Here is a 16,730-nt window from a genome sequence, read left to right on the forward strand (position 1 = left end):
CGGAAAATTTTCACAAACTTTTGAAAAAGATTTTTTTACTACACTTTTATTTAAAACCCTTTCATTTAATTGGGCTCTGACTGGTTCGTGTTTTATTTTTGCAGAAAGAATATTCAATAGAAAAGATAAATTTTCAGAAAATTTATCTTTTTGTATTTTTTATTTAACATAAGCCGATTTTAGGTCGTAAGCTAAACCGGTTGAATGAAATTCTAGGCCTGTAATTTTAGGATTCATTAAAGCTGGATTGGCTTGGAAATCAACTGGATTGATGTATGACCCTTGATAGAGGGCTGCTTCTGCCGCTTTGTAATGTTCATCTACTTTGGCTGGTTCAAGAACGTCTGGCGTTGTTGTTGCTGCTTTAAAGGCATCATCATAAGTTTTACTAGAAAATTTACCGTCATTATATGATTGGCCTGTCGTAAAGAGTTGCAAGAAAGTTGAAGGTTCAGCGTAATCTCCACCCCAACCTGAGAGAACCATATCAAAATTTCCATTTTGAGCGTCATTCAATCTTTGTTTGAATGGAACAAGTTTTAAATTGACAGTCAAGCCTGGTAGATTTTGTTGATAGGCTGTTTGTAAAAAGTTGGCTGTTGCTTCTGACGGTGCTAAATCTCCAGCAGCTTCAAGGCTAAGGGTGAGCTTGGTTAAACCAAGCTCTTTTAATCCTTTTTCCCAGAGGTCTTTTGCTTTTGTCGGGTCATAGCGATAATCTTGTTTTGCATAAGTTGCAAAATCTTCTCCTGTTGAGGTCTTGCTCATTCCCACTGGTGTAAAGCTTGTCGCAACGGTCGAACCTGGTAGGGCTGTTTTGACGACTCCTGCTCTGTTAGTTGCCAAATTTAAGGCTTCACGAATATTTTGATTAGCTAGTGCTTTTTGGGCGTCTGGACTTGAGGCATTTTTACCAGATTGATTGTATTCAATATAATCTGTCCGTGCTTGTTTAAAGACAGTATAACCTTTCGTCTTTTTATTGGCATTAATCAAATCAGTTGTTGAAAGGAGTGTAAAATCAAGTTTCCCTTGTTTATAAAGCTGTGCTCCTGTATTTGCATTTGAAATGACCTGGAAATCAATTTGTTTAGATTTGACTGCCGACTTATCATAGTAGTTTGGATTGGCATAAATTGAAAAAGTTTTATTGGTTCCTGTCCAACCTTTATCTGATTTGAACATGAATGGTCCATTATAAACGGTTTTATCTGAGGACGTTCCATATTGTTTGCCATATTTATCAACAACTTTTTGGTCAAGAGGGTAATAAACAGGTTCTGACAAGAGAAATTTAAAATATGGTGTTGGTTGTGCCAATGTGACTGTAAATTCTGTATCTGACTCGGCTTTAATTCCTAGACTATCGAGTGATGATTTACCAGAAATAATATCATTAGCCCCAGAAACTGCCCCCATCAAATAGGCATATTCTGAACCAGTTTTAGGGTCCACTGCTCTTTTCCATGAATAAACAAAATCTTTAGCAGTCAACTTGTCACCGTTTGACCATTTCAAATTATCTCTAAGAGTAACCGTGTAGGTCAAGCCGTCTTTTGAAACGTCAATTGATTTTGCAAGTGCTAAGGCAGCATTTCCTTTAGAGTCAACGCGTGTCAATCCTTCTTCCACATTTCCAGCAACATCATAAGAATACTGGTCAGTTAAAATTGTAGTATCAAGTGATGCCACATCTGTGGGAATTGAAAATTTGATGTTTTTTTGCTCACTTGTTTTTGTGCCACAGGCCACTAAAATAATTCCTGACAGGGCAATAAGGCTGGTGAGTCCAATAATTTTTCCTTGTTTCATCTGCTTTCTCCAAATCGTAAAGATACTATTGAATTTTCATATTATTCTGAAAATTAAATGTGGACTTATTATACTTTTTCAAAAATACATTGTCAAGAATATTGTTGTATTTTTCTGATAATTTAATGAAAATAAAAAAATACTAACTTTCTGTCAGTATTTTTTATCATTATAATTTTTCAACAACCTCTGAAAGTTTCATGCTATTTGAACCTTTGAATAATACTTGGTCAGTTGGTTTCAAATCTGCTGACAGACTTTCTGTCAGTAAATCTAAATCTGTAAAATAGCTGACCGCTTTGTCAGTCGAAATTTCTGCCAAGTTTTTCATCATTTCACCATAAAGATAGACTTTATCAATTTTATTGAAATCAATAGATTTCAATATATCTTTATGGAGTTGGGCTGCACTGGGTCCAAGTTCTAACATATCAGCAAGAACTGCAATCTTTCGACCATTCTCATTTTTAGGAATGGCTTGGAAAGTTTCCAAAATCAAACGCATTGCTGTCGGATTGGCATTATAAACATCACTCAAAAGGTCTGCACCATTTTTTGCTTTTTTCCACTCTGTCCGATTTCTGGTCAGCTCTACTTCTTTCAAAGCTTTTTTAATTTCGGCTTCTGAAAGTCCATAATGTAAGCCAACATAAGCAGCTAACATAGCATTCGTCGCGTTATATTTACCAGGAACTGGAATAGTAATTGATTCATCTAAAAAATTAGTTTCAAAAGTTAATTTTTCTTTGTGTTCGACTAATTTTGTAATAAATAAATCTTCACCGGGCAAACCAAAGCGAATAATTTTTTGATTGTCTGGGATAAAAGCATTAATAATTGGGTCAGCAGGGGCAATAAGCTCACCATGCAAACCAGCCGTAATCCCCATTTTCCCTTTAGCAATATTTTCGCGACTTCCCATATGTTCAAGATGTGCTTCACCAATTAAGGTAATGACAGCAAGTTCAGGCTTAGCAAGTTCTGATAAAAAATCAATATCACCAGGGTGATCCATTCCCATTTCCAAAACTAATTTTTCAGTATCGTCCGGCATATGTAAAATGGTGTAGGGTAAGCCGATTTCATTATTGTGATTTCCTTGTGTTTTGTATGTTTTAAATTTCTTAGACAAAACAGCAGCAATCATGTCTTTGGTTGTTGTTTTTCCATTTGAACCTGTCACCGCAATAACTGGAACTTTTGTCTTTTCAAGATAATATTTTGCTAATTTTTGGAAAGCAAGCAGATTATCGTCAACCAAGAGATGAGCTTGTTCGACTTCTTTTTCTGAAAAGCTGATTATTGCTCCATTATCAAAAGCGATTTCGATGAAATCATGACCATCTCGTGCCCCCTTAAGTGGCAAAAAGATATCCCCTTTTTCAATCAAACGGCTGTCAAATTCAATTTTATTGACTGACAAATCTGCCAGTTGCGACCAATCATTTTTTGCGCCAACGACTTGGGCGATTTCGTGAATTGTGAGTTTCATAGTGACTCCATTATAACACTTTTTACTGACAAAAAAATCTGTCAGCAATCGATTTACTGACAGATTTGTATTTTTTATAAAAGATGATTTTCACGTGTTTCAAAAGTTTCTTTAGCTAAATCAACTAACTTTTCAATTAAATCAGAATAAGATAAGCCCATATTTTCCCAAAGCAATGGATACATTGACCATTGTGTGAATCCTGGAATGGCATTAATTTCGTTGAGATAAACATTTCCATCCTTAGTCACAAAGAAATCGCAACGTGACAAGCCCGTCCCATTGACTGCTTTGTACGCTTTTATAGCATATTCTTGCATTTTTTGAGCTAAATCAGCAGGAACTTTTGCTGGAATGTCCATTTGAATTTTATTATCAATATATTTTGAGTTGTAATCATAAAACTCAACATCTTTCACAACTTCACCTGGAAGCGTTGCAGAAACGTCACTATTATTTCCCAAAACAGCACATTCGATTTCACGCGCATCCACCCCTTGTTCAATGACAACACGGTTATCATATTTATAGGCTTCGCTTAGCGCAGGTTGAAGGTCTGCTAAATCATCAACTTTTGAAATTCCAACACTAGAACCCATATTAGCAGGTTTAACAAAAACTGGAAATTCTAATTTTTCGACTACTTCTTGAGCAATTTCTCCTTGATTTTCATCAGCAAAAGCCGCAACATAAGGAACTTGGGGTACACCAACCGCTTCAAAAACGTGTTTTGCCAATAATTTATCCATTGTGCTTGACGCAGATAAAATATTTGGACCAACATATGCCAAACGTAAAATTTCTAAAAATCCTTGAATCGAGCCATCTTCACCCATTGGTCCATGTAAAACTGGGAATACAACGGCATCTTTTTCGTAAATTGCTGCTGGTGAAATCTTTGGATAAGATTCTGCCAAATCATTTGTCAGTAGTTTTTCTTCTTCAGCAGGTTTGTCAGTAAATTCTTGCGTTTTTATGAATTCACCACCCTTAGTGATAAAGTAAGTTTTTACAACAAAACGAGAATAATTAACAGCTCTCATCACCGATTCTGCTGATAAAACTGATACTTCTCGCTCAGCAGAACGACCACCATACAACAAAATTAATGTTTCTTTTGACATATTTCTTCCTTTTTTACTGACAGCTTTGTCAGACACTTCTTTTTACTGACAGCATGCGATATTTTTACAATACAATTCTGTCAGTAATTGTCTTTTTTATTTTACCACAGAAAAAATCAAATTTCCAACCGATTCTCTACCGCTTTTGATAAAGTAATTTCATCTGCGTATTCTATATCAGACCCTACAGCTAATCCACGAGCCAAGCGAGTCACTTTAATTCCTGCAGGCTTAATCATTCGAGCCAGATACATGGCGGTTGCTTCTCCGTCAGAAGTGGCATTAGTTGCGATGATCACTTCTTTAACCTCTGAATCCATTAATCTTGTAATCAATGTTTTAACATTAATTTCATCAGGAGAAATCCCATTCATTGGACTAATCGTACCATGCAAAACATGATAAAGTCCTCGATATTCCCGAATTTTTTCCATAGCAAGAACATCTTTAGATTCTTCAACGACCAATATAGTTGTTCGATCACGCGTTGGGTCGGTACAAATGGCGCAAGGATCACTTTCTGTTAAATTCCCACAAATCGAGCAAAAACTCAAATCCCGTTTTGCTGACAGAAGATTTTTTGCAAATTCATTGACATCTTGATCTTCCATGCCAATCGTATAAAAAGCCAATCGAGTCGCTGTTTTTTGACCAATCCCTGGTAATTTTGAAAACGACTCAATCAGGCGAGCAATAGGTTCAGGATAATACATATTTCACCAATTCTTCACTTGTAAATATTTTATTCAATTTATTAATTTTACTATAAAAGACTGAAAATGAAAAGGAAAGGTGATAGAATTCTCAATCACTTATAAATAAAAAGCCTCTCCTATCAGAGAGAACTTTTTTTAATTTTTACGAAAAGCCTCATTTGAATAATACAAATCAGTAATTCCCGTTACAATACTTTGGTTTGCTTTTGTTCCACTTGAAGCATTACTTTCAGTATTATCTGGAAGTACAACCGCAATAGCAATTTCTGGGTTGTCAGAAGGAGCAAAGGCCACTGCATTATTAGCTGTTACAATAACTTGACTACCATCTGCCAATACTTTTGTACTTTCGGAAGTCCCTGTTTTACCAGAGATAGAAACCTTTGATGAATCCATTGAACGACCAGTAGTCAATCCACCAGCCCCATGAACAACAGCATACATCCCCTGATGAAGAACATCCATATTATCGGGAGTGATATTTACCTTATCCATGATTTTAGGAGTAATATTTTTGATAAGCGTGCCAGGCTGTCCGTCAGTTCCACCTTCATAAATTCCTTGAACAATATGTGGTGACAAACGAGTTCCGTTATTTCCTAAAGTTGCCGCATAAACCGCCAACTGAAGCGGCGTATAATTATCATACTGACCAAATGATTCATACAATACATTGACCCCAGAAGCCGCTTCAGATTTAGCTGAAGGGAGATATCCCGTTGATTCTCCAGGTATATCAAAACCAGTTGATGCCCCTAAACCATAAGAAGCAAAAGCCTTACGAAACTGCTCATAAACTTTTACTCGGTTGGTATCATCCAAAAATTGATTAGCTGCCGTATAAGGAGCACCTAACATTCTCATTGCCAATTGCATCATGTAAGTATTTGATGAATATTGCAAAGCTTCAACAGCTGTTAAAGCCATTGGTGAAGCGTCTCCCCACCAGTCATTGATAGGATTAGAATCTTTAAATTGAATAGACTGTGCCGTTAAAGTGTCATTTCCAGAAATTACACCAGCATTCCAAGCAGCAGTCAATGTTCCCATTTTGACAACAGACCCCGGTGTGAAGACACTTTGGAAAGTCCCTAAAGTATTTTCCGTAATTGTTCCTGTATTAGGATCTCGTTGATAGCCAGATAAAGCTAAGACTGCCCCTGTTTTAACATTTAACACAACAGCATAAGCCCCTCTATTATACTGACCATAGCCTTGGGCAATCAGTTGATCTAATTGTGTTTTAACGATATTATTAACCCCGTTTTGGAAATCTAGGTTAATAGTTAATTTTAAATCATCCCCACGTTTTCCTTTTTGGATTGTTTTTGTTCCAGAAACATCACCATTTTTGTCAAATTTAACCTTACTGATATTATGTGTTCCTTGAAGTTCACTTTCGTATCCCTTTTCAAGAAGCCCAGTTCCCACACGGTCATTACGTTGATAACCTTTTTTAAGATAGGCATCCAAATCCTCTGCTGGAATTCCTGATTTTTGTGAAGTAATAGTTCCCATAAGTGGTGTCAAAGAATTTTGAGCATATGAACGGTCCCAAGAAGTTCCAATTGTAATTCCTGGTAAATCGCCTTCTTGTTCGGCAATTGTCGCTTGTTGCTCTGCTGTAATATTTCCAGTAGCAATTTTAGTAGTGTTAAAAGTAGTAGTACTATTCATTTCTTTGAATAATTTTGCGGCAAAAGTTTGTTCTGCCGTAAAATTCAAGTCACTATCTTTAACTTTACTTAATTCGACATCATAAATTTGTGAACCACTTAAATCATTACCATGTTTATCTTTCTTTTCCTTTTCAGATAAACTATTAGCTATTTTTTCTAGATTTTTAGAATTAGCCAAGAAATAGTCTTTTTTATCACGCGTTGTCAAATCAGCAACATCAATGTTATTAGATAAAATAGTTGCTAACTTATTGGCTACCTGATACATTTCATCAGCAGTAGCATTTTGACTTCTTGTAAATTCAACAGCCTGAACCGCAACTGTAGATGCCAAAGCTTTTCCTGTTGCATCATAAATATTTCCGCGAGGCGCACCTTCAATAATTTGAACATCTCCACCTGCACTAATTGATTTTTCGGCATAGAAATGTGAATTCAATACCTGCATATTGAAGAGCTTTCCAATTAAAATCATAAACAAAACAAAGATAACAAAAAACAAGAGATTCACTCGTTTTGGAATTAATTTAGTTGGATCTTTTAAAATTTTTACTTCTTTATGTGATTTTTTAGACTTATCGGATTGCTTGCGCTTATCATTTTTTCTTTTATTATCTGACATTTCGACTCCAAGAATGAGTTTTATAAATAGTTTTTACATTCAAAATTTGTACTTAAACATTTTACCACATTTATGAAAACTTTTCCTTACAATTTTGATTCCTATCAATTTAATCAAATAAAAAAAGAAAACTCAAATACGTTTTCTTTTTTGTCATCTAAAATTTTAGTTTCTTATTAAATAATCAAAAGCACCTAGAGAAGCGGTCGCCCCAGTCCCCATTGAAATAATAATTTGCTTATAAACACTATCCGTACAATCTCCCGCTGCAAAAACACCAGGAAGATTTGTCGCTCCAACTTTATCAGTCAAAATTTCTCCACGCGCGGATAAGTCAATTGTTCCCTCCAACCACTGAGTATTCGGAACTAAACCAATTAATACAAAGACACCAGCAAGTTCCAAATGAACAGTTTCTTTAGAGCCGCGAACTTGATAATTCAAACCTCTAACCTTGTCATCTCCTAAAATCTCTTTTGTTTCTACATTGGTGAGGACAGTAACATTATTTAGGGTCGCAAGTTTTTCTTGTAAAATTTTGTCTGCTTTAAGTTCAGGTAAAAATTCAAGAACAGTAACATGTCTAACCAAACCAGCTAAATCAATAGCTGCTTCGATTCCTGAATTTCCGCCACCGATAACCGCTACATCTTTTCCTGCAAACAAAGGACCATCACAATGTGGACAGTAAGCGACTCCTTTGGTTTTAAATTCTTGCTCTCCTGGAATTCCCAAATCTCGCCAACGAGCGCCCGTTGAAATAATGACTGACTTACTTTTTAGAAGTGCCCCATTTTCAAGACTCACCTCAATCAAATCTTTTTTCTCTAGCTTAACTGCTTTTTGCAAGTTCATCAAATCTACAGGATATTTTTTCACATGTTCTGCAAGCTGACGACCAAGTTGAACCCCTTCAACATAAGGCGTTCCAATGAGGTTTTCAATTCCTAAAGTTTCTAGTGGTTGACCGCCAAAGCGTTCAGCGATTAAACCTGTCCGAATCCCTTTACGTGCAGCATAAATAGCTGCACTTGCACCAGCAGGGCCTCCACCAACAACTAAAACATCATAAGGGTCTTTATCAAAAAAAGCTTCCGAACTCTCTGGACCAGTAATTTTTTCTAGTAATTCTTCAAGACTAGCTCGTCCATTATGAAATTCTTCACCATTTTTGAAAACAGTTGGAACCGCCATAATTCCTTTTGCTTCCACTTCTTCTTGAAACATTCCCCCCTCAATCATTGTGTGACTAATATTGGGGTTGAGAATACTCATTGTGTTTAATGCTTGGACAACATCTGGACAGTTATGACAAGTTAAACTCACATAAGTTTCAAAGTGAAGTGGATTTTGAATCGCTTGAATTCGCTCAACTAATTCTTGTTCAATCCGTGGAGGGCGTCCACTTACTTGGACAAGCGCCAAGACCAATGAATTCAACTCATGACCTAATGGTAGCCCTGAAAAAAGGACTCCAGAAACACCTTCTCTTTCAATAGAGAAAGCTGTTTTTCGATTGAGTTTTGCTGTTTCTTTTGAAATCATTTCGGACAAACTTGCAAGTTCATCTGTAAATTCTACTATTTTTTTCCCATTTTCGCTCTCTAAATCTGCATCAACTTTTAAAATAATTGGATTTTCCAACAAATCCATATAAGGCATCAACTGAGCACGAAGAGTTTCATCTAAAATCATATTAAACCTTTCTGTCATTAAGTTTCTAAAGACAAATAAAGTGAGCCAAGACTCACTTTTTTTATTCTATATTTTACCTACAAGGTCAATACCAACGTGAAGACTTGCTCCGTCCTCTTTCCACTTAGCGGGACAAACTTCCCCTGGATGATTACGCACATATTGAGCAGCTTTAATCTTATCGACCAATTGACTTGCATCACGTCCAATACCATCAGCCGTAATTTCAAGCGCTTGAATCACACCGTCTGGGTCAATAATAAATGTTCCACGTTGAGCCAATCCTGCTTCTTCATCAAGAACATCAAAAGCACGTGAAATTTTTTGTGAAGGGTCTGCAAGCATTGGATAAGTAATTTTTGAAATAGCATCACTATGTTCATGCCAAGCAGCATGGACAAAATGGGTGTCAGTTGAAGCTGAGTAAACTTCTACACCAAGCGATTTCAAGGTTGGATAAGTTTCTTCTAAATCTTCTAACTCTGTCGGACAAACAAATGAAAAGTCTGCTGGATAGAAACAAAGCACAGACCATTTTCCATAAAAGTCTTTATCGGAAACTTTAATAAATTTCCCACCAAGATAAGCATCTGTTGAAAATTCTTCTATTTTTTTACCTACTAATGACATAAGATTCTCCTTTTTCTTCTTTAAAGCTTTACTATTAAATTATCTCAAGAATAAAATGAAGAATCAATTAATTTGTTCAAAAACTTACAAACTATTGCATTGATTACAAAAAAACACTCTAAGTCCTAAATAGATGAGTATCTACTATAACTTAGAGTATTTTCATTCAAATATTATGCTTTTTTAGGAGCCAAGTAGTATTCGTTTTGAACGTTCAAGTTGTCATCAAATTCGAAAACAAGTGGTGGGAAGTTAGGGATTTCAACATCCATAATTTCGTCATCAGAAAGTTTTTTGATTTGTTTAACGAGTGCACGGATTGAGTTACCGTGAGCACCAACGAAGACATTTTTTCCTTCTTTCAAAGCTGGAGCGATTTGGTCTTCCCAGAATGGAAGAGCACGTTCCAAAGTAACTTTGAGGTTTTCAGCATCAGGAATCAATGAATCTTCAAGACCAGCGTAACGACGGTCTCCGTGAGCTGTATATTTATCATCATGATCCATTGCTGGTGGCAATACATCATATGAACGACGCCAGATGTGAACTTGTTCATCACCATGTTTTGCAGCAGCGTCAGCTTTGTTCAAACCTGTCAAACCACCGTAGTGACGTTCGTTCAAGCGCCATGATTTAACAACTGGTACCCAAAGTTGATCTGAATATTCAAGAGCAAGGTTAGTTGTTTTGATAGCACGTTTCAATACTGAAGTGTAAGCAATATCAAATTCGATTCCAGCTTCTTTAATCAATTTACCAGCTTCAATCGCTTGTTTAGTTCCGTTTTCAGAAAGGTCAACGTCAGCCCAACCTGTGAAAAGGTTAGCAAGATTCCATTCAGATTCACCGTGACGTGCAAATACTAATTTTGGCATTTTGTGTATTCTCCGTTTATTTTTACTTGAACGAAATTTAGTTCGTTCATTTACAAAGTTAATTTTACTACATTTTTCCTTTTTTTTCTAGCTTTTATTTTCTGTAAGCCCTTTTATTTACTGACAGAAGCTTTGGCTAACCTAAAAACCATTTCTTCATTTCCATTTTTTAAAAATTACTCATGTAGTTCTATTGGTAAGTCATCTGGATCATAGAAAAAAAGCATTTTTCTGTCAGTAATTTCGTCCTGACGAATTTCCTCCACTTTGACTCCTTGACTTATTAAATAATTTCTATCTTCTTCAATATTTGTCGTTTTAATAGCTAAGTGGCGATAGCCTTTTGCTTCTGGATAAGTTAAGCGTTTAGGGGCATCAGATTTGATAAATAATTCAATTTCTGTTTCTTCATTCATCTTTAAATCAAGCTTGATATCTCCTTTTTCTGGACGATGATTTTCTCGAATGATTGAAAATCCTAAAATATCAACGTAGAACTGACGAGATTTTTCATAATCTGCGGCAATGATAGCGATGTGATGAATTTTATTGAAAGCTGGTTGGTACATCTTGCGGATCCTCTTCTAAGTTCTCTTATTCTAAAATTTGAACTTCTTCACCCATACTTTTTAAAGTTTGGACATGACCTTCACCCCACGAGCAAAGAATATCTAATAAACCATTTAAAGTTTCACCATAAGGGCTTAGAGAATATTCAACCTTCGGTGGAACTTGATTATAAACCTTACGGACGATAATATTATCAATTTCTAATTCTCTTAATTGCTGAGTCAGCATTTTTTGACTGATTCCTGGAATTTGACGTCTCAATTCTCCTGGACGACTTGGATTATGTCTTAAATTACACAAAATAATTGGTTTCCATTTTCCACCAATAACATCCATTGTCGCTTCGACACCAATATTATAAATTTTTTTCAAAATTAATTTCCTTTCTAATCCCTTATTTTATCCAATTATTACTTTTTAGTATGTATGACACAAAAAAGTAGGTACTGTTCAAGAGGTTTTATTTATTATATACTAATTTTCTGCCAAAATAAAATATATGAGGAGCAAAAAATGAAACTTAATAATCAGATTGAAATTCCGGAACTTGGTTTGGGAGTTTTTCAAATTCCAAATGACGAAACCGCTGATGTTGTCAAAAACGCAATTGTTAACGGATATCGTTTAATTGATACAGCTAAAATTTATGAAAATGAAGAAGGAACTGGTCAAGGAATTAAAGAAGGTTTGGCTATGACAGGACTTTCTCGTGATGATCTTTTCATCACTTCAAAACTTTGGGGAGATAATCATTCTTATGAAGAAACAATTCAAAACTTTGAAGAAAGTTTGAAAAAATTGGATTTAGATTATCTAGATTTATATCTTATCCACTGGCCAGGCACACATTATGCTTACAAAGAAGCTTGGAAAGCAATGGAAGATTTATATAAAGCAGGCAAAATAAAAGCGATTGGTGTCAGTAACTTTCAAAAATCACATTTAGAAGAACTTCTTAGCTATGCTGAAATCACTCCCGTATTAAATCAAATTGAACTCCATCCAAAATTATCACAAGAAGAACTTCGTAATTTCTTAGAACTTCATGATATCAAGGTTCAAGCTTGGTCACCTTTGATGCAAGGTCAATTATTAGACAATGAAGTCCTCAAAAAAATTGCTGATAAACATGGAAAATCTGTGGCTCAAATTATTCTTCGTTGGGATATTCAACAAGATATTTTAGTAAATGTAAAATCTATTAAAAGTGAACGAATGATAGCTAATCGTCAAATTTTTGATTTTTCACTTGACTCTGAAGATATGAAAGCTATCAATTCACTCAATGAAGAACTTCGTGTCGGTCCAGATCCAGAACATTTTAATTTTTAAGAAAGAAGCATAATGAAAAAAATATCTCCCAGTCTCACTCTTCTAGCTCTAGCAATTAATGCTTTTGCTATCGGCTCAACCGAATTTATCAGTGTTGGTTTAATGCCAATGATTGTCAACACCTTTAATATTAGTTTATCTCAAGCGGGTTTAACCGTTTCTCTTTATGCTTTAGGGGTAACGGTTGGTGCTCCCTTATTAACTATTCTTACAGGAACTTGGAATCGAAAAACTTTGATGGTTTCGATTATGGGTCTCTTTATTCTTGGTAATTTACTGTCAGCTTTCGCTCCAACTTTCCTTTTACTTTTAGTAGGACGGGTTCTTGCCTCACTTGCTCATGGTATTTTCATGTCAATTTCCACAGTCATTGCCGCTGATGTTGTTCGACCTGAGAAAAGGGCCTCAGCAATCGCCCTCATGTTTACAGGATTAACCGTTGCTACTGTCATTGGTGTTCCTTTAGGGACTTTCATTGGTCAGCACTCTAACTGGCATATGTCATTTGTTTTCATTGTTGTTATTGGCTTAATTGGACTGATTGCTACTAGTATTCTTGTTCCAAAAGGGCTTCCAATTCCCGGAAAAATTAATTTAAGTGGGCTTGCTAGAATTTTTACTAATAAATCAATTTTAATGTCTCTTTTTATCACCGCTTTTGGTTATGGAGGAACTTTCGCGGCTTATACTTATCTTACACCAATCCTTGAAGGAACTTTTAGATTTTCAGCAAGTACAGTAGTGATTATTCTGGTTGCTTATGGTGTGATGGTTGCCATTGGTAATTCACTAGGTGGACATCTAGCAAATAAAAATATCCTACCTGCCCTTCAAAAAATGTTTGCGGCTTTAGCTTTGAGTTTACTTTTTCTTTTTATCAGTGCAAGTTTAGCTTCGCAACCTTTGGGATTGATTGCAACTTTACTTTTGGGCTTGTTTGCCTTTATGAATGTCCCTGGTTTACAACTATACGTTGTTCAATTGGCAGAGAAATTTACGCCAAAAGATATTACTCTAGTTTCAGCTTTTAACATCGCAGCTTTCAATGTCGGAATTACTTTAGGCTCATTTGTTGGAGGACAAATTTCTAAAGGCTCAAGTGTTGTCTTTACTCCACTTGGGGGAATCATTATCATTCTCCTTGCAATGTTCCTCATTCGTTTGGCTCAAAAAGACCAAGCAAGTAAATTATAATAAGTTATAAAAATACTCTCTGAAAATTATTCAGAGAGTATTTATTTTAGCTATTGTTTAAAATTCATAGTTTTCAAAGTAAACTTCAAGACTACGTTTATAAGAAGTCGCCGCATTTGATAATAAATGTCCACGATGCTTGACTAAAATCAAACTATTTCCATTGTCTCCCTCCATAGGGACAACTGTTACATTATGGACGCTCTCTTTATCAATAAAACCAAGACCTGTTGCGTAGGCATCTGTCCGTTCTAAAATTCCATTTAAACTTGCACGGTCAGTGACGTTATAAATCAAGGTATTTTCAAAAGTCTCAACCAAATCTTCAGAATAGTAAAGAAACTGTTCATTTTCTTGTGTAAATCGCACACGATCCAGCGGTTTTAAATCATCATCTGAAATTGTTTCACGTTGAGCTAGTGGATGGCCTTTGCGAATATAGATATGCGTTTGCGATAAGAAAATTTCTTCGTAATCTAATTCAAGTTTATTGAGCATTCTTAAAATCCCTGAGCGATTTTGTTTATTGAGATAAACCACTCCAAGTTCACTGTGCCCTTGCGCCACTTCTTGCAAAATATTATAAGTGGTTGACTCAAAAATTCTAAAATTTTTGATTTCAGGATTTTTCTTTGCAAATTCCACTGCAACTGGTGCTAGAAAATCATAGTGTTGACTGGCAACTGAGAAAGTCTTATCAGACTCTTTTGGCTTAGAATATTTTGATTCAAAAGTTTCAAAATTACGTAAAACAGTCTGTGCTTGTTCATAAAAACGTTCGCCTTCAATAGTTAAAGTCGCACCTGTATTTGTTCTCTCAAAGATTTGAAAACCTAGTTCTTGCTCCAAGTCTTTAACCGCAATCGACATTGAGGGTTGACTAACAAAGAGTTGCTCTGAAGCCTCACGAAAAGTTCCACTATTAGCAATGGCGACGACGTACCGTAATTGTTTAATATTCATGTCATAAAGTCCTTAATTTTTTACAAAAAAAGTGTATAAGTTGATTATACACTTTTTCTTTTTATTTTGTAGCTTTAATGATAGCGTCAGTGTAGAGTGACAGCTCTTCTTTAGCCGCTGTTGGTCCGCCAAAGAAGTAAACTTTGTCGTAGTCCATCGTAATCACATGTCCTTCTTTAACTGCTTTGAGGTTTTGCCAAGCTGGATTATTTTTTAATGCAGCATATTGTTCTTTATCTTTATCTGCAAAGTCAATAAAGATATAGTCTGCATCAAATTCTCCTAAGCTTTCGGTATTTACTTCAGCATAACCTACGCCTTTTGAGAGTTCGGCCATTTTGCTTGATTCTTTAAAGCCTAAACCAGTCGTCAAAGCTTGTCCGCCACGAGCAAAATTGTCACCGAAGGCATAAACCTTATCTCCTTGGAGTTCAAGAAGTGAAATTGTGTTTTTAGCTGGTTTAACATCAACCTTTGCCAATTTTTCTTTTTGCTTATCGGCTTCTTTTTTAAAGTTTTTAAGGAAACTTGCTTTTTCATCTTCGCGATTAAGGAGTTTAGCGAAGTAATCCAATGATTTATTCATTCCTGAGAGGTCCTTATAATTGACAAGAACAGTAGGGGCTACTTTTTGATAGTCTGCTACTTGGTCTTTATCAACTGTAATAATCAAATCAGGATTTTGAGCAATTAATTTTTCCATATTGAATTTTGGTGCTCCTAAATCAACCATATTCTTCTTTTGGTCTTTTGATAAGAAGGTATTTGGAAAGGCCCATGAATCTGTTCCAACAACATTTGCACCTAATGAAGCGACTTCATCTGGATAATTTTGAACAGCAATACGTTTAGGATTTTTAGGAACTTTGACGTCCCCATTTAAAGCGTGAAAGGTCACTTTATCATCGCTTGATGTCGCTTTTTTTGATGATGAATTTGATGAACAGGCAGCTAAAGTAAGTAAAGCTCCTGCAGCGATTAGGGTTGTGAGTACTTTTTTCAAAAGATTCTCCTCTATTTTTAGGCTATTTTTTAAAAATAAGCCGATATTTTTTTATAAGAAATTTACTAAAAGTAAATTAATTTCTTAAACTTTTTGAATAAGATAAATATAGTATGGAGCGCCAATAAAGGCAACTACAAAACCTAAAGGTAAACTTGATGGCGCAATGATTGTTTGTGAAATAATATCAGCAAAAGATAAAATAATCATACCAGAAAGTGCGGTGGCAATTAAACTTTTTCGTGATTTAAAACCAACGATTTCACGAGCAATATGAGGAGCAATTAAACCAACAAATGCTAATCCTCCAACCAATAAAACACCGACAGCTGCAAAAAGGAGCGCTAACAAGTAAAGATAGATTTTCGTTTTTTGAACTTCTAATCCTAAAGTAGTTGCCATTTCTTCGCCTAGTGAGAGGATTTCAAGTTTTCTTAAGAAAAATGGCAAAATAATCAAGCCAATTACTAATAAGAGAACACAAATGAACAAATAAGTGCTTCCCGTTTGCCAGATATCTCCTGACAGCCAAACTGCAACTTTCTGAAAGTCAAAGGCATTGACTGAAAGCTGACCAATTGTGATTAATGCTTGGAAAAAAGCGGTAATTGCAATTCCTGTCAGTAAAACTCTGACAGAAGAAACTTGCTTTCTTAAGGCAAAAAAGTAAATTAAGACAAATGAAAGAAGAGCACCTATTAAAGCAAAAATAGGATAGGAAAAATTCCAAAGTCCTGTCAGCTTAAAATGGTCAGCAATCAGTAAAAAAGCAACACTTCCTGCCGAAGCACCAGAGGTTATCCCAATTGTTCCACTATCAGCTAAAGGATTTTCTGTAATATTTTGGATAATAAAGCCTGATAAGGAAAGAGCAATTCCAGCTGACAGGATTGTTATTAAACGAGGAAGACGAAAATTAGGAATTAGGATTGATAGAATTTGAGGATTTGTTGAAAATTGCGTCAAATCAACCACTATCAAAACCAAAAGCAGGACAAAAAGTAAAGTGAATTTTCTTTTCAT

Annotated in this window: 15 protein-coding genes; 2 read left to right on the forward strand and 13 right to left on the reverse strand. The window is 35.5% G+C overall.

Annotated elements, in window-relative coordinates; all coding sequences use genetic code 11:
• Positions 1–159: 159 nt before the first annotated feature.
• The 10 genes from IAE51_RS06015 to IAE51_RS06060 form a co-directional block, all read right to left on the reverse strand.
• On the reverse strand, positions 160–1,812 hold the full coding sequence (locus IAE51_RS06015; protein WP_187398558.1) for a peptide ABC transporter substrate-binding protein: 1,653 nt from the start codon (positions 1,810–1,812) through the stop codon (positions 160–162).
• A gap of 169 nt (positions 1,813–1,981) precedes the next feature.
• Complete coding sequence (murF, locus tag IAE51_RS06020; RefSeq protein ID WP_143459086.1) at positions 1,982–3,304, reverse strand: UDP-N-acetylmuramoyl-tripeptide--D-alanyl-D-alanine ligase; 1,323 nt, start codon at positions 3,302–3,304, stop codon at positions 1,982–1,984.
• A 74-nt stretch (positions 3,305–3,378) separates the two neighbouring features.
• Positions 3,379–4,428 (reverse strand): D-alanine--D-alanine ligase, encoded by a 1,050-nt coding sequence (locus tag IAE51_RS06025; RefSeq protein WP_012897191.1) that lies wholly within the window; start codon positions 4,426–4,428, stop codon positions 3,379–3,381.
• 116 nt (positions 4,429–4,544) lie between these two features.
• Positions 4,545–5,141 carry a recombination mediator RecR gene (gene recR / locus IAE51_RS06030; RefSeq protein ID WP_003131648.1) on the reverse strand — a complete coding sequence of 199 codons (597 nt, stop codon included), beginning with the start codon at positions 5,139–5,141 and terminating at the stop codon, positions 4,545–4,547.
• Positions 5,142–5,279: 138 nt separating this feature from the next.
• Positions 5,280–7,445, reverse strand: coding sequence for a penicillin-binding transpeptidase domain-containing protein (locus tag IAE51_RS06035; RefSeq protein ID WP_058208279.1), 2,166 nt, complete (start codon positions 7,443–7,445; stop codon positions 5,280–5,282).
• A 165-nt stretch (positions 7,446–7,610) separates the two neighbouring features.
• Positions 7,611–9,140, reverse strand: coding sequence for an alkyl hydroperoxide reductase subunit F (ahpF, locus tag IAE51_RS06040; RefSeq protein ID WP_200094981.1), 1,530 nt, complete (start codon positions 9,138–9,140; stop codon positions 7,611–7,613).
• Positions 9,141–9,206: 66 nt separating this feature from the next.
• Positions 9,207–9,770 (reverse strand): alkyl hydroperoxide reductase subunit C, encoded by a 564-nt coding sequence (gene ahpC / locus IAE51_RS06045; protein WP_003131651.1) that lies wholly within the window; start codon positions 9,768–9,770, stop codon positions 9,207–9,209.
• A gap of 173 nt (positions 9,771–9,943) precedes the next feature.
• Positions 9,944–10,645 (reverse strand): phosphoglycerate mutase, encoded by a 702-nt coding sequence (locus IAE51_RS06050; protein WP_003131652.1) that lies wholly within the window; start codon positions 10,643–10,645, stop codon positions 9,944–9,946.
• 176 nt (positions 10,646–10,821) lie between these two features.
• Positions 10,822–11,214: a VOC family protein gene (locus tag IAE51_RS06055; protein WP_003131653.1), complete on the reverse strand. Its 393-nt coding sequence runs from the start codon at positions 11,212–11,214 to the stop codon at positions 10,822–10,824.
• Positions 11,215–11,239: 25 nt separating this feature from the next.
• Positions 11,240–11,587 carry a helix-turn-helix domain-containing protein gene (locus tag IAE51_RS06060; RefSeq protein WP_003131654.1) on the reverse strand — a complete coding sequence of 116 codons (348 nt, stop codon included), beginning with the start codon at positions 11,585–11,587 and terminating at the stop codon, positions 11,240–11,242.
• A 141-nt stretch (positions 11,588–11,728) separates the two neighbouring features.
• Here IAE51_RS06060 and IAE51_RS06065 point away from each other — a divergent pair, with 141 nt between their 5' ends.
• Together IAE51_RS06065 and IAE51_RS06070 are read left to right on the forward strand one after the other, a co-directional pair.
• A complete protein-coding gene (locus IAE51_RS06065; protein ID WP_029344816.1) occupies positions 11,729–12,547 on the forward strand; it encodes an aldo/keto reductase in 819 nt (272 codons plus the stop codon).
• 12 nt (positions 12,548–12,559) lie between these two features.
• On the forward strand, positions 12,560–13,741 hold the full coding sequence (locus IAE51_RS06070; RefSeq protein ID WP_012897187.1) for an MFS transporter: 1,182 nt from the start codon (positions 12,560–12,562) through the stop codon (positions 13,739–13,741).
• 57 nt (positions 13,742–13,798) lie between these two features.
• On the opposite strand, the gene IAE51_RS06075 is transcribed toward IAE51_RS06070, so the two are convergent.
• The 3 genes from IAE51_RS06075 to IAE51_RS06085 all read right to left on the reverse strand — a co-directional run bounded on the left by IAE51_RS06075 (position 13,799) and on the right by IAE51_RS06085 (position 16,730).
• Positions 13,799–14,704, reverse strand: a complete 906-nt coding sequence (locus tag IAE51_RS06075; protein ID WP_012897186.1) for a LysR family transcriptional regulator — start codon at positions 14,702–14,704, stop codon at positions 13,799–13,801.
• Positions 14,705–14,765: 61 nt separating this feature from the next.
• Entirely contained in the window at positions 14,766–15,707 is a 942-nt protein-coding gene (locus tag IAE51_RS06080; protein ID WP_003131659.1) for an iron-hydroxamate ABC transporter substrate-binding protein, read from the reverse strand.
• An 84-nt stretch (positions 15,708–15,791) separates the two neighbouring features.
• Entirely contained in the window at positions 15,792–16,730 is a 939-nt protein-coding gene (locus IAE51_RS06085; RefSeq protein WP_012897185.1) for an iron ABC transporter permease, read from the reverse strand.

Origin of the sequence: Lactococcus sp. S64, assembly GCF_016516525.1 — a bacterium.
GTDB classification, from domain to species: Bacteria; Bacillota; Bacilli; order Lactobacillales; family Streptococcaceae; genus Lactococcus; species Lactococcus lactis.

Bases quoted from the DNA above. Each gene is read 5' to 3' on its own strand.
- IAE51_RS06075 (WP_012897186.1), bottom strand. From the start codon at position 14,704: ATGAATATTAAACAATTACGGTACGTCGTCGCCATTGCTAATAGTGGA.
- IAE51_RS06050 (WP_003131652.1), bottom strand. From the start codon at position 10,645: ATGCCAAAATTAGTATTTGCACGTCACGGTGAATCTGAATGGAATCTT.
- IAE51_RS06035 (WP_058208279.1), bottom strand. From the start codon at position 7,445: ATGTCAGATAATAAAAGAAAAAATGATAAGCGCAAGCAATCCGATAAG.
- ahpC (WP_003131651.1), bottom strand. From the start codon at position 9,770: ATGTCATTAGTAGGTAAAAAAATAGAAGAATTTTCAACAGATGCTTAT.
- IAE51_RS06015 (WP_187398558.1), bottom strand. From the start codon at position 1,812: ATGAAACAAGGAAAAATTATTGGACTCACCAGCCTTATTGCCCTGTCA.
- IAE51_RS06070 (WP_012897187.1), top strand. From the start codon at position 12,560: ATGAAAAAAATATCTCCCAGTCTCACTCTTCTAGCTCTAGCAATTAAT.
- recR (WP_003131648.1), bottom strand. From the start codon at position 5,141: ATGTATTATCCTGAACCTATTGCTCGCCTGATTGAGTCGTTTTCAAAA.
- murF (WP_143459086.1), bottom strand. From the start codon at position 3,304: ATGAAACTCACAATTCACGAAATCGCCCAAGTCGTTGGCGCAAAAAAT.
- IAE51_RS06065 (WP_029344816.1), top strand. From the start codon at position 11,729: ATGAAACTTAATAATCAGATTGAAATTCCGGAACTTGGTTTGGGAGTT.
- IAE51_RS06055 (WP_003131653.1), bottom strand. From the start codon at position 11,214: ATGTACCAACCAGCTTTCAATAAAATTCATCACATCGCTATCATTGCC.
- IAE51_RS06085 (WP_012897185.1), bottom strand. From the start codon at position 16,730: ATGAAAAGAAAATTCACTTTACTTTTTGTCCTGCTTTTGGTTTTGATA.
- IAE51_RS06025 (WP_012897191.1), bottom strand. From the start codon at position 4,428: ATGTCAAAAGAAACATTAATTTTGTTGTATGGTGGTCGTTCTGCTGAG.
- ahpF (WP_200094981.1), bottom strand. From the start codon at position 9,140: ATGATTTTAGATGAAACTCTTCGTGCTCAGTTGATGCCTTATATGGAT.